14 protein-coding genes are annotated in these 24,051 nt (G+C 47.5%); 4 read left to right on the top strand and 10 right to left on the bottom strand.

Annotated elements, in window-relative coordinates; genetic code table 11:
* Positions 1 to 5 precede the first annotated feature (5 nt).
* The 3 genes from WBJ53_RS32560 to WBJ53_RS32550 all read left to right on the top strand — a co-directional run bounded on the left by WBJ53_RS32560 (position 6) and on the right by WBJ53_RS32550 (position 3,197).
* Complete coding sequence (locus WBJ53_RS32560; RefSeq protein ID WP_338877478.1) at positions 6 to 875, top strand: fumarylacetoacetate hydrolase family protein; 870 nt, start codon at positions 6 to 8, stop codon at positions 873 to 875.
* Between the two features lie 116 nt (positions 876 to 991).
* Positions 992 to 1,762, top strand: coding sequence for an SDR family oxidoreductase (locus tag WBJ53_RS32555; RefSeq protein ID WP_338877477.1), 771 nt, complete (start codon positions 992 to 994; stop codon positions 1,760 to 1,762).
* A 43-nt stretch (positions 1,763 to 1,805) separates the two neighbouring features.
* Positions 1,806 to 3,197, top strand: coding sequence for an alpha-L-fucosidase (locus tag WBJ53_RS32550; RefSeq protein WP_338877476.1), 1,392 nt, complete (start codon positions 1,806 to 1,808; stop codon positions 3,195 to 3,197).
* A 104-nt stretch (positions 3,198 to 3,301) separates the two neighbouring features.
* Here WBJ53_RS32550 and WBJ53_RS32545 read toward each other — a convergent pair whose 3' ends face one another.
* A complete protein-coding gene (locus WBJ53_RS32545) occupies positions 3,302 to 3,514 on the bottom strand; it encodes a hypothetical protein (RefSeq protein WP_338877475.1) in 213 nt (70 codons plus the stop codon).
* On the opposite strand from WBJ53_RS32545, the gene WBJ53_RS32540 reads away from it, so the two are divergent.
* Positions 3,494 to 4,069 (top strand): RNA polymerase sigma-70 factor, encoded by a 576-nt coding sequence (locus WBJ53_RS32540; RefSeq protein ID WP_338877474.1) that lies wholly within the window; start codon positions 3,494 to 3,496, stop codon positions 4,067 to 4,069. The genes WBJ53_RS32545 and WBJ53_RS32540 overlap by 21 nt on opposite strands.
* A 136-nt stretch (positions 4,070 to 4,205) precedes the next feature.
* Here WBJ53_RS32540 and WBJ53_RS32535 read toward each other — a convergent pair whose 3' ends face one another.
* The 9 genes from WBJ53_RS32535 to WBJ53_RS32495 form a co-directional block, all read right to left on the bottom strand.
* Positions 4,206 to 5,993 carry an alpha-L-fucosidase gene (locus tag WBJ53_RS32535; protein ID WP_338877473.1) on the bottom strand — a complete coding sequence of 596 codons (1,788 nt, stop codon included), beginning with the start codon at positions 5,991 to 5,993 and terminating at the stop codon, positions 4,206 to 4,208.
* 60 nt (positions 5,994 to 6,053) lie between these two features.
* A complete protein-coding gene (locus WBJ53_RS32530) occupies positions 6,054 to 7,943 on the bottom strand; it encodes a glycoside hydrolase family 36 protein (protein WP_338877472.1) in 1,890 nt (629 codons plus the stop codon).
* A gap of 52 nt (positions 7,944 to 7,995) precedes the next feature.
* Positions 7,996 to 9,063: a hypothetical protein gene (locus tag WBJ53_RS32525; RefSeq protein ID WP_338877471.1), complete on the bottom strand. Its 1,068-nt coding sequence runs from the start codon at positions 9,061 to 9,063 to the stop codon at positions 7,996 to 7,998.
* Positions 9,063 to 11,066 (bottom strand): hypothetical protein, encoded by a 2,004-nt coding sequence (locus WBJ53_RS32520; protein WP_338877470.1) that lies wholly within the window; start codon positions 11,064 to 11,066, stop codon positions 9,063 to 9,065. Before WBJ53_RS32520 ends, WBJ53_RS32525 begins: the two co-directional genes overlap by 1 nt.
* Before the next feature lie 55 nt (positions 11,067 to 11,121).
* Positions 11,122 to 13,728, bottom strand: a complete 2,607-nt coding sequence (locus WBJ53_RS32515) for a TIM-barrel domain-containing protein (protein WP_338877469.1) — start codon at positions 13,726 to 13,728, stop codon at positions 11,122 to 11,124.
* Positions 13,729 to 13,746: 18 nt separating this feature from the next.
* Entirely contained in the window at positions 13,747 to 15,105 is a 1,359-nt protein-coding gene (locus WBJ53_RS32510) for a vanadium-dependent haloperoxidase (protein WP_338877468.1), read from the bottom strand.
* Positions 15,102 to 18,437: a VCBS repeat-containing protein gene (locus tag WBJ53_RS32505; RefSeq protein WP_338877467.1), complete on the bottom strand. Its 3,336-nt coding sequence runs from the start codon at positions 18,435 to 18,437 to the stop codon at positions 15,102 to 15,104. The genes WBJ53_RS32510 and WBJ53_RS32505 overlap by 4 nt, the downstream gene beginning before the upstream one ends.
* Positions 18,438 to 18,867: 430 nt before the next feature.
* Positions 18,868 to 20,643, bottom strand: coding sequence for a RagB/SusD family nutrient uptake outer membrane protein (locus tag WBJ53_RS32500; RefSeq protein ID WP_338877466.1), 1,776 nt, complete (start codon positions 20,641 to 20,643; stop codon positions 18,868 to 18,870).
* A gap of 11 nt (positions 20,644 to 20,654) precedes the next feature.
* Positions 20,655 to 24,032 carry a TonB-dependent receptor gene (locus tag WBJ53_RS32495; protein WP_338877465.1) on the bottom strand — a complete coding sequence of 1,126 codons (3,378 nt, stop codon included), beginning with the start codon at positions 24,030 to 24,032 and terminating at the stop codon, positions 20,655 to 20,657.
* Between the last annotated feature and the right edge of the window lie 19 nt (positions 24,033 to 24,051).

Below are 24,051 nucleotides of genomic sequence, written 5' to 3'. Positions count from 1 at the left end.
CACCCATGAAACTGATTCGATTTGGCGAACCGGGAGCCGAAAAGCCGGGCATTATTCTGGAAAACACCTGGCTGGATGTATCGGCCATTGTGCCGGATTATACCGATGATTTCTTTGCGGGTGATGGCTTGGAGCGGCTACGGCATCACCTGGAACGGCCCGGCATCACCAACGGCATACTGCCCGTTGTTTCGCCCGATACCCGGCTGGGGTGCCCGGTGGCCCGTCCGTCCAAAATCGTGTGCATCGGTCTAAATTACGAAGACCATGCCCGCGAAACCGGCGCGGCTATTCCCACCGAACCCGTCGTTTTCCTGAAAGCAACGTCGGCCCTCTGCGGCCCCAACGATGTGATTGTTATCCCGCCCGATTCGACTAAAACCGACTGGGAAGTAGAGTTGGCTGTTGTGATCAGGAAACGGGCCAGTTACGTTGCTGAAGCCGATGCACCCAAACACATTGCGGGCTATTGTCTCCATAATGACGTTTCGGAACGGGAATACCAGCTGGAGCGGGGCGGCACCTGGGACAAGGGTAAGGGCTGCGACACCTTCGCGCCCATTGGCCCCTGGTTAGTCACGCCCGACGAAATTGGCGATGTCGACAACCTGCGGCTGTGGCTGACCGTGAACGGGCAAACCAGGCAGGACGGCAACACCCAAACCATGATTTTCAAGGTGCCCCAGTTGATTGCCTACGTCAGCCGGTTTATGACCCTGCTGCCGGGCGACATCATCTCGACCGGTACTCCGCCCGGTGTAGGGCTGGGCCTGAAACCGCCCCGCTACCTGCAACCCGGCGACCAGGTTGAACTCGGTATCGACGGGCTGGGGCATGCCCGGCAATCGGTGGTGGCCTACAGCTCTTCAGTATAACTTTTTAATTTAGGTTGGTTTCAGCAAAGCCTCACCGGTTGCGTGAACGCTTTCTTATTTATTGATTCTATAACGACAATTGACGACTGATTTACCGGCATACTTACCCAAAACAGATGCATCTTCATTTAGAGAATAAAGTCATTATCGTAACGGGCGGAGCCAAAGGCATTGGCGAGGGCATTGTGCAGATGCTGGCCGCCGAAGGGGCAATCCCCGTTATCATCGGACGCAACGAAGCCGACAACAACCTGACGTTAGCCAGCATCGGCGGCAACGGGTTTGCGGTGGTGGCCGAACTGTCTGCCTCCGCCGACTGCAGGCGGGCCGTTGAGGAGGTGGTCAGGCAGTTCGGGCGTATAGACGGACTGGTCAACAATGCGGGAGTAAATGACGGGGTTGGGCTGGAACACGGGAGTTACGACGGGTTTGTGGCTTCGCTGCATAAAAACCTGGTGCATTACTATCTGATGGCACAACACGCCCTGCCTTATCTGAAAGCCGCTAAAGGGTCAATTGTGAACATCGGCTCCAAAACGGCGGAAACCGGCCAGGGAAACACATCGGGCTATGCCGCAGCCAACGGAGGGCGTAACGCGCTCACCCGCGAATGGGCCGTTGAACTGCTTCCTTACCGCATCCGGGTCAATGCAGTGATTGTGGCCGAGTGCTACACACCCCTCTACGCCAACTGGATTCAAACCTTTGCCGACCCGGAGAAGCAGTTGCAGCAGATTATCGCCAAAATCCCCCTCGAACAGCGCATGAGCACTGCCGAAGAAATTGCCAGTATGGTCCTGTTTCTGCTGTCGGAACGGTCGAGCCACACCACCGGGCAACTGATACACGTCGATGGTGGCTATGTGCATCTGGACCGGGCGTTGTAGCCAAACTTATCAGTAAAAAATAGTCCTTGATCCGTCCTAAACCATGAAAAAATTCCTTCTGTTTACGCTGCTGACGAGCCTTTCTTCCCTGAGTTTTGGGCAAAAATCATACCAGCCTACCTGGTCATCACTCGATGCCAGACCCGTCCCCGGTTGGTTTGAAGATGCTAAATTTGGTATTTTCGTCCACTGGGGCGTGTATTCGGTCCCGGCTTATAGCCCTACCGTTCGCGATAGCGTGGGCATCTATGACCGCTATGCCGAACATTACTGGCGACGGCTCTACGACGGGGGCAAAACGCAGCACTTTTTTGAGGAGTTTCATAAGCAGAATTACGCTCCGGGTACCACCTATCAGGATTTGGCCCGCGACTTCAAAGCAGAACTCTTCAAGCCCGACGAGTGGGCAACGCTCTTTGAACGGTCGGGGGCTAAATACGTCGTGCTGACTGCCAAACACCACGAAGGCTATACGCTCTGGCCATCGAAGTATGCCTGGAACTGGAACGTCATGGACGTTGGCCCGCATCGCGATTTGCTGGGCGGCCTGACCAAAGCGGTTCGGGCAAAAAACCTGAAAATGGGCTATTATTATTCGCTGCTGGAGTGGTTCAATCCACTTTACAAAAAAGAAACGCTTAACGATTACATCGACCAGCATATGTTTCCGCAGATGAAAGAGTTGGTCAGCACCTACAACCCCGACGTACTCTGGACCGATGGCGAGTGGGATTATTCGTCCGAACAACTGCGCAGCCCGGAGTTTCTGGCCTGGCTCTATAACGACTCATCCGTGAAGGAAAGCGTAGCCATCAACGACCGCTGGGGTAAAGAAACGCGGGGGAAACACGGGGGCTATTACACTACTGAGTACGACCTGGTATACGAAGGAAACGCCGACAGCGTACAATTTAACCACCCCTGGGAGGAGTGCCGGGGCATGGCTGGCTCGTTCGGGTACAACCGGGCCGAAATCCTGGACGATTATTCTACCTCGAAGGAGTTGGTACACATCCTCATCAATAAAGTAGGGCGGGGTGGCAATCTGCTGCTGAATATTGGCCCCACCGCAGACGGGCGGGTTCCGGTCATTATGCAGCAGCGGTTGAACGACATGGGCGCGTGGCTCAACGTGAATGGCCAAAGTATTTACGGCACCCGTGCCTGGTCGAAGGCCCCTAAAGTAGACGCTAAAACAACCACGTTTTTTACCACGAAGGGGGCTGATTTATATGTCATCACCACCGTCTGGCAGGAGAAATTAATACTATCAGGTGTTAGTGCATCCTCAAAAGTGAGTTTGCTGGGATTTAACGGGCTAATACGTGCGGTTAAAAAAGGGAACACGCTGACCATTACCGCCCCTAGCCTAAGCCCTACCACAATGCCTTGTCAATACGCCTGGGTATACAAAGTGACTGGAGGGGGCAACTAAGGTAAAATTGGCTGACTTGTACTGCTATAGTTAATCCAAGCTGCGAGATGAGAGCTAATCCAGACAACCATCAATTGTAAAGGCGAATAAGTACAAAAAGACTTTCAGCAGAAAACCTCAGCTGTCACAGCGTGAATTTTACGGCCAAACAAGGCGGTGATTTCGCTGGAAACGGTCTCGATACCAAAACAGCGTAGCAAAAGCCCGCCACAAAACAGTTTTTCTCTATTCTTTTTGAAAATAGTTGGGAAACTTAAAAATATAAATATATTTTTAATTGCTAAAACTTTAGAAGGATGGAAAATAAGTTTCCACATAGTGAAGATTTCCTTTTAAGGCAACTCCAAAATGGAGATCGGAAATGTTTTGAAGAAATTTTTAATACCTATTGGGATTTGCTCTACAAGACTGCGTATCGAAAGGTAAACTCTTATGATGAAGCAGAGGAGTTGGTGCAAGCTGTTTTTGTTGAACTTTGGGAAAAAAGAAGCGAAACGAGAATCCTTAATCTATCAGCCTACTTAAATACGACACTCAGAAATAAATTTATTGACCATATTCGGAAGGCTGCCGTACGAAGCAAATATGCCGACTATTGCCATTCCTTTAGTGAGTGCATGCATGAGTCCAATATGGATACGGTCCTGTATAATGAGCTTTCAGACCAGTTTAAGCAAGGTCTCGAAAAGATGCCGGAAAAATATAGGGAAGTTTTTATTATGAGTAGGCTCGAAGGCTTGCAACTAGCTGATATAGCAAACCGCATTAAATTATCCGAAAAGGCCGTCCAATACCATCTGACCAAAGCCCTCAAATTTTTAAGAGTCTATTTGAAAGACTATATCCTCCTTTTGCTCGCGCTACTACATTAGCCCCCTCTCTTTCCAGAACCAGGAAGTTACCCAGACCAGCTATACCCTACTACTCAAGTGAGTACTTCCCTCTTGGGGTAGTTAACAAAGTTGGGATAAATCTGCCCCGTTAGAAGAAAGAAGCTAACCAGAAGGCTTACTCAAAGGGTTCTATGCTAATCCGGCTTAGCTTAAATAGCTCTTTTCCTTCTTTGATAGGGGCAATTCTAATTTGCTGTATGCCTGCCTCCCGAATCCTTACCATTGCCACGGATTGCTTTATAAAGATCAAGGGACGCCAGGCGTCGTACTCGCCCGTGGCAAGGGTTTCAAAGTAGTACACCTCTTTTCCTACCTGTAATACACCTTCCTGTTTGCTGTTTTCGAGGGGCGAACTATACTCGAGTGAAACCTTATAATCGCCGGGCCTGGTAAATTCGACATTGTAAACGACACTATCCGCCGGTGCTTTCATATTGGTGGCACAAAGCGTATGCTTCCAATCGCCAAAGTAGTTACTGTACGTAATGGTTTCCACTTTTGTTGCGCCGGCCGGTTTGGCTTTCACTATGTCCAGCTTACACTCTTTAAACTCTGGTGATACAATCACCTTATCCTCGCTGAATGAATCGCTTATTTTACCTTCGTACTCAACTACAAGTACTGTGTTGACCTTATCGGGCAATTCATTGGGCAACTTTACGGTCAGCCGTTTATTACTCAGGTCCCAGGTAAGCGTTTTTTTATCGGCCAGGAACGCGACGCTTTTAACTTTCGCATCTACACCAGGCACCAGCAATACACCGTTTTCTGGTCGCTCGGTCACGTGCAGGAATAACTTACCAGGCTTTAATGTGGTAACGCCCCAGGGTTGCGGAGCGATAGGCCCGTAGGTGGTTCCATAAATGGCATCTCCATTTACATTCAGCCATTTCCCTACTTCTTTTAAACAGGCAACGGATGTTTCAGGGAAAGTGCCATCTGCCTTTGGGCCAATGTTCAACATCAGGTTACCGCCTTTGGATACGATGCCGGTCAGCAGCCGAATAATTTCACTGGATGTTTTGAAGTTGAAATCCAACGTTGAATAGCCCCAGGAATCGTTGTGTGTAGCAATAGCTTCCCAGGGACCTTTCACCACCGTGGAGGGCACTTCTCCATCACCAAAATCGCGAAAATCGCCTAAGCCCTGCCCAACCCGGCTGCTAAGCAAGCAATTGGGCTGTATATTTCTTATTTCCTCAATTAAACCCTGGGTTTCTTCTTTGGAAAGGCCGCCTGGCATATCACACCAAATCAAGCCCAGGGGCCCATAATTAGAGACTAATTCCTTCAGTTGAGGAATGGATTTAGTTGTATAATAGGCCTTGAAATTCTTGTCTTTTTCCACAAAATCCCAGTCGTTTCCGCCACCATTGGGTTCGTGCCAATCGAGAAACTGGGAATAATAAAAGCCGAGTTTCATATTTCCTTTCTGACAAGCTACCGACAACTCTTTAAGTGGATCGCGCTTGAAAGGCGAATTGGTGATCTTGAAATCAGATACTTTTGAGTTGAACATCGCAAAGCCTTCGTGGTGTTTGGAGGTAAGAACCATATACTTGATGCCAAATTCCTTAGCCAGAACCACCCATTCGTCCGCGTTAAACTTAACAGGATTGAATTCGTTCATCAGTTTAGCGTAGTCTTTAGCGGGAATTTTACCACGGTGCATTACCCATTCGCTAGTTCCGTAGTATTTTTTGCCGTTCCATACCCCGGCAGGCTGAGAATATAAGCCCCAATGCAGAAATAGCCCAAATTTAGCATCGCTAAACCATTGCGTTTTAGCGTCAGCGGTTTTATCAGAGATGCTTTTATCCCACTTCTCCTTGATTTGGGCAGGGCTACGAAGACTTAACAGCAATAAAATAAATACCAGGCCGAAGCGATGAAGGTAGGTCATTGGTTTAGGAGGATTATAAGGTAGGTTAGCGTTTGCTGGTTCAGGATGTCTTTTTGAGTACTACTTCTTGCTTGCCATAATCAACCTGGCAGAATGGGGGGCGAGCCTGGTTACTGTATAGGTATTTTCGAAAACGCCGAGCCGTTCATGGGTCCAGAAATCGGTGAGTTGCGCTTTTGATTTCAAGCGGACAGTCAAGTCTTTGGTTTCGTGGTCATCCCAGTTAAAGAAATAATAGTACTGCGTATCGCCCATGTCGGTGAAACCGGTTTCCATCTTCGCATCCGAAAAGGTAGCGCCCTTGCCATTGGTACGAAGCAATTTTTTAAGGATCGCCAACTCGTTTTCCTTTAAATTGGCCGCTTTGTCTCCGCTCAACACCGAGCCACCAACCGCGTGAATGGAGGTGGCATGGAACATCCATTCCTGCTTACGGATTGGCTCTTTTCCTGAGAAAACAGTGTCATTGGCAAGCACCACGCAATCGGGGTCGGAATCCCAAAGCGTACCATTTTGCCAGGCCCGGCAAAGATTTTCATACGCAGTCCCACGAATTACCCCCCATTCGCGGCTAATGTCTCCACTAGTACGCATAGCCGTAGCGAGTCCGAGCGATGGCCATATGGGAGCATTGCAAGCAAGCATTACAGAATTGGCATCACAACCGCTAAACAGTGCTTCCATGCCACGCCGGTAAGCCTGGATACGGGTAGCTTTTGGATCGTAGTGTATTCCTCCATGGATCGCACCCCAGTAGTTGGCATCCAGCTTGAAATAGTTAATGCCCCACTTTTCGCGCATTGTACTGATGACGTTCTGAAAATGCTTTTGCACTTCGGGATGCGTGCCATCCAGCACGTACCAGGGCCCGGATCGCCAGCCACCAAAACCAATTTTGGAGGACACCAGGGGCGTTTGATCCACATCTTTCACAAACCAGTCGGAATGTTCTCTGAAGACGTGGGACCCTTTTTCAGCAATAAAAGGGGCTACCCAAATGGCCGGTTCAAATCCTGCTTTTCGTATCGACGCAATGGTTTCCTGTATATCGCCATACGCAGGATTGGGGTCAGTCCAGTCGCCCATAAAGGGCTGATAGCCATCATCTAGCTGGATGTATTTTATTTCGGGCAATACCTTTTTAAAACCCTGTAGGTTTTCTTCCATAATTTTGTTGGTCACTGCCGGGCCATAGCAATACCAGGAGCACCAGCCCGTAGGTATTTTTGGTGTTTTTCGCGTCGGATGATACACGGCAATTTGGGAAGCAAACCTTTTAAATAAAGCACCCCGCTCAGCACTCCCCAGCACCGTAAACTCTTCCAGTGACCAGGATTCACCGGGCTTCAACTCCAACCCTTCGGTGTCTACGGATACCTGCATCTGCTGTTTATCGTAACTAATCCGACCAATAAACCGCTTACAGGACGTGAACCCAAGCAGCATATATTCGTTTTTCCTGACACTAATGACCATCATGCCATAGACCGTAGGCAGGCCATGCACATCGGGAATGTTATAGTGCTTATTGTCGGGATATACGCCAATGTTCTCATGCTGTTGAAGCGTACCACCGTTTTGATGGAGCATCTGAAACCCTTCTCCGTATACCGGACTTTCGGGAGGCAGCCCATGCGCTGGAATAGAAAACAAAAAAACCGTAGAGACCTGCAATGGGGTTTTTCCTAGGTTTTTGCAGGTAGTTTTGCAGGTATTGCCTGTCCACTTTCGATCAACAAGCAGTTGGCTGGCAGAAATTGCGGCCCCCTTCGCATCCTCGGCTACCGCTGGGGAATTTTTGAGAAGCTTTTGAAAGGCTGTAACAGTTGGCGGCATGTAGTCCAGGCGAGTGCCCGGATTCGATGATTTCGTACTGTTCTTTAAACACACAAAACCGCAAAATGTGATCAGCAATAGGAGGAGGGAAGGAAGGAGATAGTTGCGAATCATTTTTGATGGTTAAGAGTAACAGGTTTACTAGTGACTAAAATTGGCTGCCGGTTTAGGAAAGCTGACGCTTCATTCTTTGCAGTTGTGCCAACGTAGTTTCAGCAATATGACCTTCCTGGTAGATGCCCATGTTGAGTGTTACGGTTCCACCCACCTGTAAGCATGTTTTCACTACAGGAAACAATTCTTGGTCTGTATAGTGGGGCGGTGGCATCGGTCCCGGCGTATTGTGCATCCATTGCCCATCACAGTCAATGGGCAACTGAACGTGAAACTGACAGCTCGTGCCCGGCACAAAGCGATCTGTGGGAAGGAATAATTCGACTGGCTCACGGTCACCAATGGCAATTTTTCCATCTTTAAATTTCCAGGCTTCACCCGAAAGGTAATCTTGCTGCGGACAGGGAGGCTGGGTAGAACCCACGTAGAAGCACCCGTCGTTGAACGCCACCACTGCGGCTGAATTTCCTGCTCGCGAGGCATTCAGCCATAAATCCCAATCTCTGGGAATATAGTATTCGGGCCATTTGGTGTAGCAGCCGTCAAACCACCAGCCGTCCAGATGCTTTCCATATTGGAGAGAATACTGCCTGATGAATTGAGTGTAATGTTTCTGAAATTCAGCTTGATTGTCACGGTTCCAGGCAAACCCTTCGTGCAAGGCTTTAGGAGCAGCAATCTCGCCGGGCAGATAGGCAATGAATTTTTTCTTTAGGGCATGAACGCCTTTCGCCAACTCCAGTATCAAATCTCTTTTTGAAGCGTGCCCTTCGCCTACCAATTGATCCAGTACGTTATTCGGACTTGCATAAAAGCCCGTATTCTGTCCAATGGTGAACATCAGGAAATCAGCGCCACTCTGTTGAAATTGATTCAGAAATCGGGGAACGTTAAAGGCGTTGACGGCTTCATTCAAGTCGTCAATGCGGGCCCCTCGTTCGGGGGCGGGTCCGGGCGCTATCCAGTGTACCATCATTCCCCATTTCCCAACCATCCAATCTGACCTTAACTTCTTCGAACCAGACGAAAAGCCAAATCCATTCAGTGATTGTAAGGCTCCGGCCAACAGCAGACTACGCTTCGAAAATTCGCGTCGGGAAATAAATTTAGTAGCCATCATTAATTCAGTTTAACCGTGAATGCCGTATTTGCCATCGCTTCCTGGATAAAGATTTGCTTGCCACCCTCCTCCACTACCAGCCGTACTTTATTTCCAGGAACCGAGTTTATTTTTATGTCCACCACTTTTCCAAGCGCCTGGACATTGAGAAGCTCCATTTTATTCCACTCTTTTGGCAGGCGTGGCAAGCATTGAAATTCAGTCAACGAAAGCGGCTCTATGCCAAACAAGCCTTCCGTGATGATACGGCAATACAAGGCACTTTCTGCTGCCAGATGCGCCTGGTTGCCTTCGGGATAGGCTTCAACGGGGTAGGGTACGTGATCGCCAAGGAGACGCTGCGTAGAATAAGCTTTGAGTTTGCTCATGCCTACCTCCACTGCACCTACCTTAATGACCCCACGGAGTGCGTATAGCGTGGCTCTATCCCAGAAGATCGTCTGCCCATCTTCTACCAGCAAACCATTTTTTGTCCACAGCTTTTCAAATAGGGCTTTTATCGTACCCTCTTTCCGCGTTTCGATGCCCATTACCAGGGGAAGGCATATCCAGTGTCGCAGCTTGTTATGCTCCTTATAATATTTATAGGTGTCATAGCCTTCTACTTTAGCTCCGAAATAGGTTTCAATGGCCTTTTTAAGATCACTCGCTTTCTGTTCATAATGCGTACTGATTGCCCTTTCTTTGTTTAGTGCTTTGGCTAGTCGACTTGCATAGGTAAAGCCCGCATACGCCAGCGTGGAGGTAGAAAGGTTAGCCGTGCCCGTGGGGATTCGTCCTTCCATTTCATCGGTTTTTGACTCAATAACCCCGGCCTCATTTGTTTTCCGTTCGCAATAGTCCAGGCACCAGACAATAGCTGGCCAGAGCGTATCGGCCACCTGACGATCACCGGACAAAAGTGCGTACAAGGAGGCTCCGTAGGCATACATGGCGGCATCTCCTCTGTCGCCAGCGCCCGAAAAGACCATCTTGCCACCCATCTCGAAAGAAGATGGAATGGCCGAAAACTCAGGAGTCATTTTGGCCATGAATGCTTTGTAGGCATTCATCGACGCTTTCTCCGCTTCGTCGTAGCCCAGCATGGCAAAAAAAGGATTTGCATACTCTACCTGGTCGTTGGCCCAGACACCACCGTAGTACCGGCCTCCTCCTGGCGAATGCACCCTTCCTAAATCAGAATCAAAAATGCTTTCGGACGTTCTGAACTTAGCGAATTGAAAAGCCAGGTTCATTTCTGGATCGGGGCTGTTGAAGTGTAGATTTTGATTGATCTTTTTGATGAACGCAAGCCGCCCCTGGTAATCTTTCTCCGCGTCGTATTTGCCAGGGCTTTGCTCTGCTTTACGAGCGCTGAGGATGGTTGTGACAATCGTTGATTCGCCCGGCTTAATCACCTGGTTGGTTTCCGTCCTGGCAAGCGCCATTGTCCATTTAGTGTTTTCACCAACAACCAATTCTTCCCGATTGGCCTTTTCGACCTCAATGCGCGCATCTTTTTTCCCGGTATTGTCTATCTCTACGCGGTCGTATACTGCCGGATCATTCACCGCCGGATAGATAAAGCGTTTGATCCGTAGGCGGCTGTGTTGGTACTGAAGCTCCAGAATGCCATTGAACCTCACCTGTGAAACCAACGAAACAGCAACTGGCTGGCCATCTACTTTGATGAACAGGCTATCTAGGGGATAGCTTTTTTGAAGATAGCTGCGGTAGTCGTATTTCACGATGTAGGATGGCCATATAACCAGGGCGTTCAGGGATGCGTGCTTTTGCTTATCAACTCCATACGTCACAATCGTAGAAACGCCATAGCCACTCATTTCCACATTATCCTGGTGGGGAAGACTTTTGTCCTGACTTATAGTCCAGATGATATCATTATCCTTACCCAAAGTCCAGCGCCTTTGTATATCCTGTGCCTGAACTAGCCGTAGAGAACTGATAACAAAGACAAACACGAGTAAGCTATTTTGCCGATTTTTTTTACGAATGTGTTTCATACAATTGGATGAAGAAGTTGTATATCCTATGCCTGAATTAGCGTGTTAGGTCAAATTAGAAGTTAACTTTTTGGGCCGCGCCCCGGTACGTAAGCGATGTGTTGGGCTTTTTAATGACCGACAAACCGCCTTCGCTTGTTGAATCGACGACGACCACCTTGATTTTAATGGCCTCCTGTAGTCCTGGAAACGTTCCTTTGCGTTGCCCGATACGTAGTTCTCTCTGTTGATCGTCCCAATGAATGGGCACTACGGCATGCCTGCCTTTTTCGTACGTATAGTTCTCCCCTTCATCATCGTACCACTCAAAATCGGCGTTAGCACCGGGGTACACAACCAGGGTAAGACCTTCCTTACTTGGTTCGCTGGCATACTGGAGGGCTGGCCCAAAGGGCAGAATGGAGCCTTGCCTGATAAGGGTAGGAACTTGGTCGAGCGGTGATTTGACGCTAACGGTTTGGTTTCCAGATAATTTTTCATTAGTCCAGAAATTATACCACCCACCTGCTGGCAAGTATACTTGCCTCTGTCGAGCCTGGTATTGGGTAATGGGGGCAACCAGGATGGAAGGACCGTAGAAGAACTGATCTTTGAGCTCCCAGGTCTTTTTGTCATTCGGGTAATAGTAGACCGGCGGTGCGATGATAGAACCGGCACTGTTGGTTACTTTCCAGGCTTGTGCATACAAATAGGGCATCAACCGATAGCGAAGCTCAATAAATTTCCTGGCCATCGTCTCAAAAGACTGGCCGTACCGCCACACCTCCGTCTCGGACACATAGCCGTGGATGCGGAATAAGGGGCAAAACGCACCAAACTGAAACCAACGGGTAAGCAGCTCTTTAAACTCGTTGCTGGTGTACTGATTTTTAAACCGGGGGTTGAATGATTTGCTATCCCTGAAAAAGCCTCCGATGTCAGTCGTCCAGTATGGCAATCCAGCCATGGAATAGTTTAGACCCGCCAGAATTTGCTCTCTGAATTGCTCCCAACTCGCCAGCACATCTCCTGACCAAACGGCGGCACCGTACTTCTGCTGCCCAAGAAAGGCCGAGCGAGTCAGGTTGAAAACCCGCTGCTGAGGATAGTCTTCCCGTTTCCGGTCGTATATGCTCTTGGTAACCATCAGCGAATAGGTAAGTGCTACGCGGTCAAATGAACCCTGGTTCGTGATCGCATTGGCCGGGTACACTTCCGGTTCGGTGCCGTCTAACCATATATAATGGATGCCAAGCGCATACATCGAGTCTTTCACCATGTTGTAGTAGTTGTTGCGTACCGCAGGGTTGTAGAAATCCAGGTTGCCGCTCTTATCCAACTTGTGCTCCTTCAGGTGATACCGCTCTTCCAGTACTGGATTATCGATTCTTGGCCAAATGGAAACCATTAACTTCATATGCAGACTATCCAGGCTTGCAGCCATCTTTTTAGGGTCCGGGTACCGCGTACGATCCCATTCCGGACCCCAGGTTTTCTCCGGCCAGTAGTTCCAGTCCTGCACGATATTGTCTACCGGAATACCGCGTTTACGGTATTCCATGGCATTCTCCAAAAGCTCTTTTTGCGAATGGTAGCGTTCCCGGCATTGCCAAAAACCATAAATATTTTTACTGAACATGGGTGCCGTTCCAGTCAGGTCGCGCATGCCGTGAATAAGCTGGGCCTGGTCTTCGCCGTAGACAAAGAAATAATCAATGGCATTGCCTAGCTGGCTTTGAAAAACCGTTTTGTTGTAGTCAGGCTCATTGTATACCAGCTTGCCCGGCGACTGGCTGTTGCTATTTTGCAGTACGACTTCGTAATTTTTGTTCGCTTCCAGGTCAATTCTTCCGACATGGAAGTCGGGTACCCAAACTGTGTTGTAATGAAATACCGTATCGCCATTGATGGTTAGGAGTACGGGGCCATGCATGCGGTTTTCGGCATTCGGCGCTTCGATAGCAAAGTTGTAGGTGCCCGATTTTGCGGGTATAAAAAAGGATTTCCGAATGTTGCGCGCCGAATCTACAGTGGTGGCTAAGGTCACTTCCCTCTCCGCAGGATTGAATTGGGTGATGGAATAGTTGTTCCATAAAATTCCGTAGCCTTTGCTGGACATCACGAAGGGAACTGCAATTTCCTGGTTGTATTGCTTAAGTACCAGGGGCGTGTTTTTCCAGTTGAACAGGCCATTTTGAAACTGGCCCAGTCCGTACAAAGCTTCGTCGCCACAGAGGAAGGTTTGCCGAAGGGAAAAGCTTGATTTACCATGGTCATTTACTGGCGTTAGTTTGCGACCGTCTTTCATTTCCGACAGCAGTGTTTGGTTGTTCGTATCAACGAACTGAACTGTACCGTCGGGACTTACCTGCGCTTTCACAAAAGCGGTTTCGATGCTTATCAGACTGTCTTTCTCCGCTACTTTGAACGCCCCTGAAAGCTTTTTGAATACCAGTATGCTGTCGTCTTCTGGAATAGAATCGCCTACAACGTATTTCACCCGAATGATTTTATCAGAGTACACATTCAGCAAGAGCGTGCCACCTTTCAACGGGATTTTAACCTGCGACCCACTGACTTCATAGCGGGTATCGGTAATTTTTTTACAGGAAAAAAGAAGCGATCCAATGAATAGAACAAGAAAAGTTTTACTAAAAAAGCAGGGTTGGCTCTTGCTATGCATACGTTGATTTGAACCCGGTTAGGCGTGTTTGTTGTATGTTGTTTTGTTGGTTGTTAGCGCGGTACTGTCCTTTTCCACTTTCTGTAAAATCCATTCTCCCATCTTTTCCCCTTGCAAAAGACCATTGGTAATGGCATCCATAAAGTGAATTCCCCCGTAATACCTCGATATAGCCGCTTCATTGGCCGCTTCATGAAAAGAATTGAAAGACCGGTCTGTTAGCCCGTACCGTTTTTCTACCGTATCGGTGAACGCAAAATCTTTCCCGAAATAAAAGGTTAATACCGTGGCGCTTGCTGCCGAAATAGTGGAGTGTCCGCTTAGGTATTCAGGAAAGGGGGGCGTCTGCAAAAAAGGCTTCCAATCCGAATCAATGTATTTCCGAATGGCTGTTTCGGGTCGAATCCGGTTGCTCCGAAACTTCTCGTCCCAGCACGCGATGAAACTATCCATGAGACCGACGGAAACAACCGTATGGATTTTCATGGCCATTGGAAAACTCATTTCCGCTTTTTCACACGCAATTCCGGTAATGCCCAGCCAATGTGCACCGGGCGATATTTTCTTCACGCCATACAAAAGGTGACCATTGTTTTCTAAAGCGAACGGGTTACAATCCCAAAAAGCCGCCACTTGCTTTTGTTCTTCGTTCAAATCCAACCCCGTTTGGTAGCAGCTATCCATCAAGGCATAAAATTCAGACCCACGCGTCGAGGAAAACGGAACCGGAGGCACCGGTTTGAATTGACTGCACGTATCGAGCGTAAAGGGCCTAACCGTATTGAAGTACGGCTCTACCGGCGCATAATAGCCGGGAGGAGTTGGATACCAGGAGCCTTCCTTATTGAGGGGTGAGTAGCGGGGATAATTGCTGATTCGATTGTACTTGTCAGCCTTGGCATATTTCAGAATATGCGCACTCACATAGTTTGCATAGGCCAGTGAATTTTGCACAATGTCTTTGCTAAAGCCACTTCGCATGCATGAGTCGATCACGCTTTTCTGGTACTTTTCTAGTAAAAAACCCGATGGCTGAAGTTTCTTTCCCGTCTCCACCATAGCCAGTAAGGCACTCAATTCATAGGAATGCTCGCCGATAGCCGTAGGAGGTGGCAACTCAGGATAGCTTCTCAAAAAGCGGTTCAGCGGCTTCATACTGCGGTCGTTTTGTGCAACCACTTCATAACCAGCCAAACATGCGTAGGAGAAAAAACGGGCCGCCAAAGGAGGATTGGTTACATCATGCACCATTATATCCGTCATCTGGTAAACGAGCTCGCTAATAAGGCGGGAACCCAGTTTGGGTACTGGTCCCTTTGGTGTTGTCTGACAAGCACCCAGCATAAGCATAAGAAAGATGAGGACAATCCTTTTCATAGCTGCTTGAGGGTATACGCTTTAACTTTTTGCTGATTGAGCCCTAATAAGAGGGTATGGTTTATATAGATGCTACTCCTAACGTCGCCCAGCACCTTGAAACCCGACTTAAAAGATGGCACATTGGTAAAGTTGCCCTTACCATCTCCGCTCAATAACACGCCGTAGTTGGCATCACACTTGCCAAATCGTAGCCTCGCATGCTGAATATTCCCACCCAGAAAGATGTCTTTATGGCCGTCCTGGTTATAATCAAGGGTCGTAATCGTAAATACGGGTGAAAGCTGGGCCTCAACGGGAAGGGCTTTTTCCACAAACTTCCCGTTCGCATCCGATTGAAAGTAGGCGGTTTTCAAATGCGTCGCTTTAAGAACAGAAACGCCCGCTAACTCTTCTGGCGTGAAGACTTGCTGAATAGTAGCTTCGGCATAGCTTTTATAATCCGGGAAGCGCGTACGCATCATGCTGAGTTGATCCAGCAATTCATCGCGGGTGACGTATGGATAGCTTTTGCCTTGAATAAAGAAGCAAAGAATGGGATCAACCGAACCATTGTCATCAAAATCTTTGACATACAATCGGGCGGGCTCTTTCTCGCTGACTTTGCATTGGGTATTCAGGCCGTAGTTTCCCAGAATCAAATCCATGCGCCCGTCGCCATTCAAATCATCCAGGTGAATTCGATTCCACCAGCCGTAATAGCTTTTACTAAAATAAGCTTCGGTGTTGGCAATCAACTTTCCATTCCTGAGCGACATTACGGTAATCGGCATCCATTCGCCCACCAAAATCAATTCTTTTGTTTGATCGCCGTCGATGTCGTGCCAGATCGCATCGCTTACCATGCCTGCCTTCTCCAGTTGAGGAGCCAGTTCGTGTGTTCGATCCTTGAAAGCTCCCCGCGTATCGTTGATCAGCAAATAGCTTCGGGGCGTTTCCGGATAGCGGCCCGGCACAACCCTTCCTCCTACAAACAAATCCAGGTAACCATCTTTATTTACGTCGGCGGCCCTGACACAGCTTGTGCTGGTAAGCATGGCAGGTAGGGCTTGTACTTGCTTCGTGAAGTTACCCTTGCCATCGTTGACATAAAGTCGGTCTTGCAAGTTCGGATCGGCGGGCAGGAAGTTATCATAGCCACCGCTGCAAACATATAAATCAGGAAAGGTGTCGCCGTTTGCATCAAAAAAGAGGGCGTCCGTGTCGTCGCACCTGGCATCGGCAGCAAAAGCTTTAGTTACCTTTTTAGAGAACTTACCGCCCTTTTGCTGCAGATACAACGCCCCAGGCTGCCCGCTGCCGCCCCCTATAAAAATATCTTCCAGGCCGTCGGCATTTACGTCCCGTTTTGCCATGCAGGGGCCGGGGAAAGAAAGAGGATTTACTAACAGCGGCTGCCGCTTGAAATCATTTACGTTTTCATCTTTGTGACTAAAATCAATGGGTGACGAAAGCTCCGCAAAATGGACTGTAGGCTTTGTAAAAGGCTTTTCCAGGCGCTTTTTTGCCTCCTCTTCTCGTAGCGTCAGGAGCTGATTTCCCGATACGTTCCTGAGAACCTGGGTTTGGTCGCTTGGCCAGGTGATAAGTACCGAATCAATCGGCTGGCCTTTACGAATCCCGAAGTGCAAAATGGGCGATACGCTGGATTGAAATCCTCTGGTAAGGATTTGTTCCCGGTATTGCACCGTACCACCGGTATATACCCAGACCTTTGCTCCGATACCTTGGGTATTTAATTGATTACCTACCAGTTTCAACTGGAGATAGGTATTGTCTTTCGAGAGTTGGTTAGCTCTGTTTTCAAAAAGGGCCGCCGGACTGTTGATCGTATTGACAACAAGATCCAGGTCACCATCATTATCCAGGTCGGCGTAGGCAGCGCCATTGCTGTTAAAAGGGGTGGTAAATCCCCAATTCGCACTTACGTCGGTAAAGTTGATGCCATCCAGGTTTTTGAATGCGTAGCTGCTTACATGAGAAGAAGGCATTTTCTCAACCAGCGACAAGAGGTCTTTTCGCATTACATGGCCTCCTTTGAATGTCAGGAAATCGCCCATGTATTTCAGGAAATCCATATTGGTGTAATCACGCACGTACCCGTTGGTGATGTACAAATCCTTCCACCCGTCATTATCAAAATCGGCAAATAAAGGGGCCCAGCTCCAATCGGTATTTGAAATACCCGCGAGCTGACCTACTTCACTGAAACTTCCATTGCCATTATTGATGTGGAGCATATTGCGCATGTATTGATAATGGAAGCCCACGCGCAGGTTTAGGTCAAAGCTTTCGTAATTGTCGGGAGCCAATAGCAATTTTTGCCGCTTGTTATCGGCTGGCAGCATGTCCAGGGTAAAAATATCGGGCAGGGCGTCGTTGTTAATGTCTACCACTTCATTGCCCATCGAAAAATAAGAGGTATGACCGAGGCTCTCTTTGCTTTGGTTGGTGAATTTTCCGTTGCGTCCATTTATCAACAGCAGATCCGGAGCGTGCGAATCATTGGAAATATATACGTCGGGCCAGCCATCGCCATTGATATCCGATATGCCAAGTCCTAAACCGTAGTTTAGTATGGAGCCGGGCAATCCGGCAGCCAGGGAAACGTCCTTAAATTTTCCATGCTCATTCCGGTAAAGCTTTGGGCTGTTTTTAGGCGATTGCTGGCTGAGAAGTTTTCCAATGCTCGACTCATCTAAATTGTTCAGGCTTTTATTTAAATGATTAATCAAGAGCATATCCAGGTCGCCGTCTTTGTCGTAATCAAAAAAGCTAGCCTGCGTGCTGAAGGAAGGATCGTCTAAGCCGTATCGCTGAGCTTGCTCGGAAAAGACCGGAATGCCCTGGGCATTATTGCCCCCATTTATAAAGAGTTGATTTCGACGGTTTTCGTCTGCAACATTGCCCGAATAGCACACATACAGGTCCAATTTTGCATCGCCATTAATATCGACCACGGTAACGCCGGTTTTCCAGGGCCCCTGCCGACCCGATACGTTGGCTTTTTGGGTAATGTCTTCAAAACTCAGCTGTCCCTTGTTGAGATACAGCTTGTTTTCGGTCATGTTGGCAGTGAAATAAATATCCGTTAAGCCATCATTATTAAAGTCGGCCAGCGCTACCCCTCCGCCATTGTAAAAATATTCGTACACCAGAGGATTGGCATTCAGGCCTTCCTGGAGCTGGTTTATAAAATCAATATGGGTTTGAGTTGACGATAGCGATTTAAATAAGGTGTTTTCTTCAGACGTTATTGCTTCCTTTTCCGACGGTGGTTGGCAGGCTGTCAGGAGAGTCAGGAAGATGAAACTGTATACGATCTTACTCATCAGAATGCAATGGCTTTTTCTATAGTAAGCCTTCTTTCTAACACAACAACCTTTGCGGAACACTTCACTGGGTGTAAGCACAGACAGATTCTGGTAACTATTAGAAGCTCCACCGCCATACTAATTCATTGTTATCACAAGAATTCGGAATCAGAATTTTATGGCTATCACCATTCCCATCTACGAATCGTCAATTAATTCTATAAATGTTGATGCTTTTTACTCCTTAACTTTTTGCCATTTTTTCTCGTCCTCTTCCGTTAGATTACTTACCTGAATGGATTACCCGAGAAATTTGATGCCGACCAAATAGGTTTGGGATGTTTTTTTCCGTTTGCTCAACGCTGTTGCAGGCAACGGTTATACGTAATTCAGGGTATAGTCAGCACTACAGAAGTGGTGCTGACTATACCCTGAATAGCAGCTATATCTATTCCCAACCTGGGTTTTCAACCAGTTTGGGATTATTAGCAATCCGTGCGACACCAATGGGGAAATAATAGAATTTGGCATCGAAGCGTGGCTTATTATCACCATCTACACCATTTAAAAACTTGATTTGGTATTTTTTGGTGGTAAAATCCAGAATTGGCTCGATGCCGGTGAACGTTCTGGTCAGTGCGGTCGTGGAAAGGCGCCACCTTCTCAAATCCCAGTAGCGATGGCCCTCAAAAGCGAGCTCGACTTTGCGCTCGTGTCGGATCTTATCCCGGTCTATTGTAAGCAGGGGAAGAATACCCGCCCGCTCTCTGATCTGATTGACAGCGGTTAGTGCCTCCTCTTGTTTATTGAGTTCAAAAGCTGCTTCGGCCCGATTAAGCAGAGTTTCTCCGTATCTGAATACAATCCAGTCTGTACGAGACATGCCACCGCCTGGTTGTACCAAGGTTTCATCCAGGTATTTTTTTACGCCAAAGCCCGTACTCGAGGATGCACTATTGGCACCGTTGGCAGTTACTCCGTTATAATCACCCGCTGAAATAATGGTTCCATCTGGTTTTTTTAATCCTTTATATAGACGGAAAATCTGGCCTTGCCAGGGCGTTCCTTCATAATAGATGGACGCATGGAACCTGGGGTCTTTTTTACCAAGAAGTTCATTCATTGACCAAACTTTATCCTGCAGTATCGTAGGGTCCAGTTTTGTTGGCGAACCGTCCATATTTTCGTAGTCGTCTACCATCTCCAGGTATACCGCCGAATTATTACCAACGCCCCAGGCATTGAAACCATTGGGTTCCTGCATCAGATCCCAACTGTGCCCAACGGCTGCCTGTCCATTGTATTGTTTGGAGAAAATGACCTCTACATTATTCTCATCAAGGAAAATATTCTGGTAATTTTTTACCTTGTCTGCTTCCTTTTTGTAGAGCGAATACTGGCCGGAAGTAATGATTGCATTGGAGGCATCGTATGATGCCTGGTAAAACCGAGTTGCCTCTGAGGCAGGAATGCCTACCAAGCCATTGAGTTGTACAGTACCGTATTTAGCAATACTTGCTGCGTATAAGGACGAGCGGCTCTTCAAAGCCAGGGCAGCACCTTTGGTTACATGTCCGCTGGAAGCATTCCCTACGGGCAGATCGGCAAGGACAGCATCAATCTCAGCATTGACAAAATCATAGATCTCTATTTCCTTATTTCTTGACACAAACAACTCTTCCTTAGGCGCGTCGATTGCTTGCACTTTGGTGATTAAAGGAACACCACCGTAGCGCTTCACCATTTGGAAGTAGGTCATCGCACGTAAGACCCGCATTTCGGCAAGTAGGCTTTTCTTTACGGGTGCATCCAGCACCGTTACCGTTTCCATTCGCTCGATAAATTCGTTCATCTTACGGATAGTAGAATAGCCCCACCACTCCATCAAGCCTCCTCGTTTGTCAATGAAACCAGGCTTCAACAAATACCAGGTGTACAGCCAGGTATAGGTACACCGCGACTCATCCGATAATTCAGAGGGTAAATTAAAATCAAAGGAATCTTCCGGGTTTCCGGGGCCTTCGTACCGGCTGCGGTCATTGGTAGCATCGTTGAATAAATACGTTAGCTCCGAATATACTTGGCTAACATAGGCATTTATCAAGGCTTGATCCGACCAAACAGTGCTTTCAGGAATGATGTTTAATGGCTCCTTATCAAGTACATCTTTACACGCCGTAACAGATCCTAGTAGGAATAAGAAAATATATATACGCCTTTTCATGAATGTTAGGTTTAGAATGATAGATTAAGTCCTGCAGAAACAGTTCTTTGTTGCGGATAATACCAACCTCTGGTAGCGTTAGGCGTGCCTGCTATTTCCGGATCGATGCCATACCGCGATATCCCATCGATGGTCAGCAGGTTGGTACCCGATACGTAAATACGTACTTTGTCAATCAGGATTTTACGCAAGAGAGTAGTTGGAAAAGTATACCCAAGGGAAATGGTTTTTAGACGGGCATACGAGGCATCTTTGGTCCAATAGTCAGAATGCCTATTGTTGTTTTCTGTTGTACCAAAGGTTTGTCTAGGCACGATGGCATCGCGGTCATTGTTTTCCGGTGTCCAACGCTCATCATACAATACAGTATAAGGAGTACGTCTGGAGTCTATGCCCAATTTGATGCTAACATTGTATTTAGCAGCCCCCTGGATCAGCCAGGACAAATCGAAGTTTTTGTAGTTAAAGGCCATGTTGAGACCCCATATCATTTGAGGAACCGTTCCCTGGCCTATTACTTTTTGATCATAAATATCCAGCTTTCCATTGCCGTTTAGGTCAACGTACCGGATATCACCGGGGTGCAGAGACTTATTGCCCTGGCCATCCTGGTCGAACCCTAAGCTGTTAATTTCTTCCTGTGAGGTAAACAGCCCATTTGACACGTAACCGAAATCCGTTCCAACGTATTTACCCGTTTGCTGATTTATACGAATCTGATCTGGATCGGTATAGTCAGGTTCATCGAAGTGCGTCCATTTGGTTCTATTTCTGGAAACATTGCCACTAATATCATAGCCAAAGCCGCCGAGTTTACCCCTTGTACCAATAGAAAATTCAAACCCGTGAGTGAGTTGGCTATTTATATTCTCGGCTGGTAGCGTTGCTCCGAAGGTAGAAGGAAGAGAGGCAAGTCTGTTTGCCAACATACCAGTGCGGTCTCTGCGGAAGATATCGAACTCACCATAAATTTTACCGTTCAGGAAGGCATAGTCTACCCCCAGGTTAGCGGTTTTCATAGTCTCCCAGGTTATATCAGTGTTAGCTAAACCTGTAGAATTCACACCCGTACTTGGTAATCCATTAAATAGATAGGGATCGCTAAAGGTATAGCCTGTCAAGTACTGAAAACTGCCGGTAGCATCGTATCCTGTCTTGCTATAACTTGCCCGGAGTTTCAGCGTTGTCAACCAATTTAGTTTGGAAGCAAAGGCCTCTTCGTTGAGTCGCCATCCAACGGATGCACTCGGGAACAAACTCCAGCGCTTGTTCTTAGGAAAATTAACCGAAGCATCGTACCGGCCGCTTACCTCAAGCAAATACTTATTCTTAAACGCATAGTTTACTCGTCCAATGTAACTTTTCCGTGCATACTGGCTCGCGGTACCGTTAATTTTTTGGTCTTGCTGCCCACCTGCAAATATTTGATCGATTGCATTACTTAAGTAGTTCTGGCGGGTGCCGGAAATGGATCCATCAAGGAAATCCTGTGATTCATACAGTAAAAGCCCTGTAACGTCGTGTACGCTACCGAACGTCCGCTGGTAATTCAGGAACAGTTGCGGAGTAAATACTCTGCTTTTATAATAGCTTTGATTTAAATTGGTGGCTGGCGTGGAGCTTTTTAGTGTATACTCTTTGGTGTTGTAATTATAGGCATAGAGTGACTGACTCTTACTCCATATCTTGGTATCCTCCGTATATTGGTTGAAGTTAAATACACCTTTCAGCGATAAGCCTTCGATTGGAAGCTTGTAGGTTAAAGAAAAGGTGGTTTTTATGGTTTGCCGTAGGCGATCGTTATAGCCACCCCATTTTCTGTAGGTATTCAAGATCGGGCTAATGGCTGCCCCCGCATAAGCCAACTTATTCGGATCGGGCAGCGAGGCTGGGTAGATGGGTTGCGCATCGTAGAAATCAGCCCAAAAATTTTCTTGTGGACGGCTTGGTGCATTAGTTAGGTCAGATGTGGCCAAAAGATCAAGCGAAATGGAAACATTCTTATTAACCTTTGCATCTAAGTTAGTAACCAGGTTATACCGTTTATACGTGTTGTCGCCTGATTTATACAATCCTTGCTGATTTATGGTATTGAGTGAACCTCTATAGGTAATGTTTTCAGAACCACCGGAAAGCGAGATGCCATACTGTTGCATAGGTGCTTGATCTCTCAAAACGACTTTTCTCCAATCGGTGTTCGGATAATTAGGATCGGTGCCTGCGTAATACTTGGCTACTTCTTCTGCCGTAAAGTCAGGTGCTTGCCCCGAATTAAGTTGTGCTTCGCGCATTAACTCAGCGTACTGACCCGCATTTACGGGTCTTGGGCCGCGGGTAATGCCTTGCAAACTGTAGGAGGAAGTTATCGCAATGGTAGGCTTACCTATTTTTCCCCGTTTGGTCGTTATCAGGATAACCCCGTTACCAGCTCTTGCGCCATAAATCGCAGCGGAAGCATCTTTCAGAATGGTAACCGACTCAATGGTATTTGGATCCAGGTTAGCGATATCCAATTGCACGCCGTCTACAATGGTCAATGCTGGCCCAAACCCACGGATACTGATAGAAGCCGCATCGTTTCCGGGCTCACCCGATTCTTGTTTAGATACTAAGCCGGGTAAACGCCCTGCCAGCGTATTGCTTATGTTCGACATCGGCGCAGTAACCAGGCTTTCTCCTTTCACCGTCGCTACCGATCCGGTTACACTCGCCTTTTTTTGCTGACCGTAGCCTACTACCACTACTTCGGACAGGCTTTTTAAAGTCGGCACTAGCGATACATTGATCACACTGCGGTTGCCCACAGCAACTTCTTCACTCAGGTAGCCAATAAATGAAAAAACAAGGATTGCATTTGCGTCTGGAACGCTTAGGACAAATTTACCTTCGGCATCGGTAGCGGTACCTGTGGTAGAACCCTTGAGCGTTACGTTTACACCAGGAAGGGGAGCATTTTCCTCACCCCTAACAATCCCGCTAACCTCAAGAGCCAACGAGGAAGTAGGTACCACAATACTGCCTTGATGTTTGGGATTTTCAGTCAATAAAATATGATTCTTGATTACTTCATAGCTAGCGCGATTCTCAAAAATGGCATCCAGGATTTCCTTTAGTTTTGCACTGTCTTTTTGTAAGGTAACGTTTGGGAAGTTTTTAATAAACTCTGCTTTGTAAGCAAACGTAACTGACGCCTGCTTTTCAATTTTACGTAAAACCGACTTAATGCTTTCATTGGTAGCCTTGAAAACGATTTTCGTTTCTAATACTTCTTGTCCTTTTACTTTATGTCCATACGACATGCTCATAAATATCACCGCCAGAAGGCCATGTATGGCGGTGAATTTTGTAAAAGCAAGAACCCTTTTCTGAAGAGATATAGTTTTATTCATACTTTTGACCAGTTATTTA

Source organism: Spirosoma sp. SC4-14, assembly GCF_037201965.1.
Taxonomy (GTDB): Bacteria; Bacteroidota; Bacteroidia; order Cytophagales; family Spirosomataceae; genus Spirosoma.
This window is presented reverse-complemented; position numbering and strand designations above follow the sequence as displayed.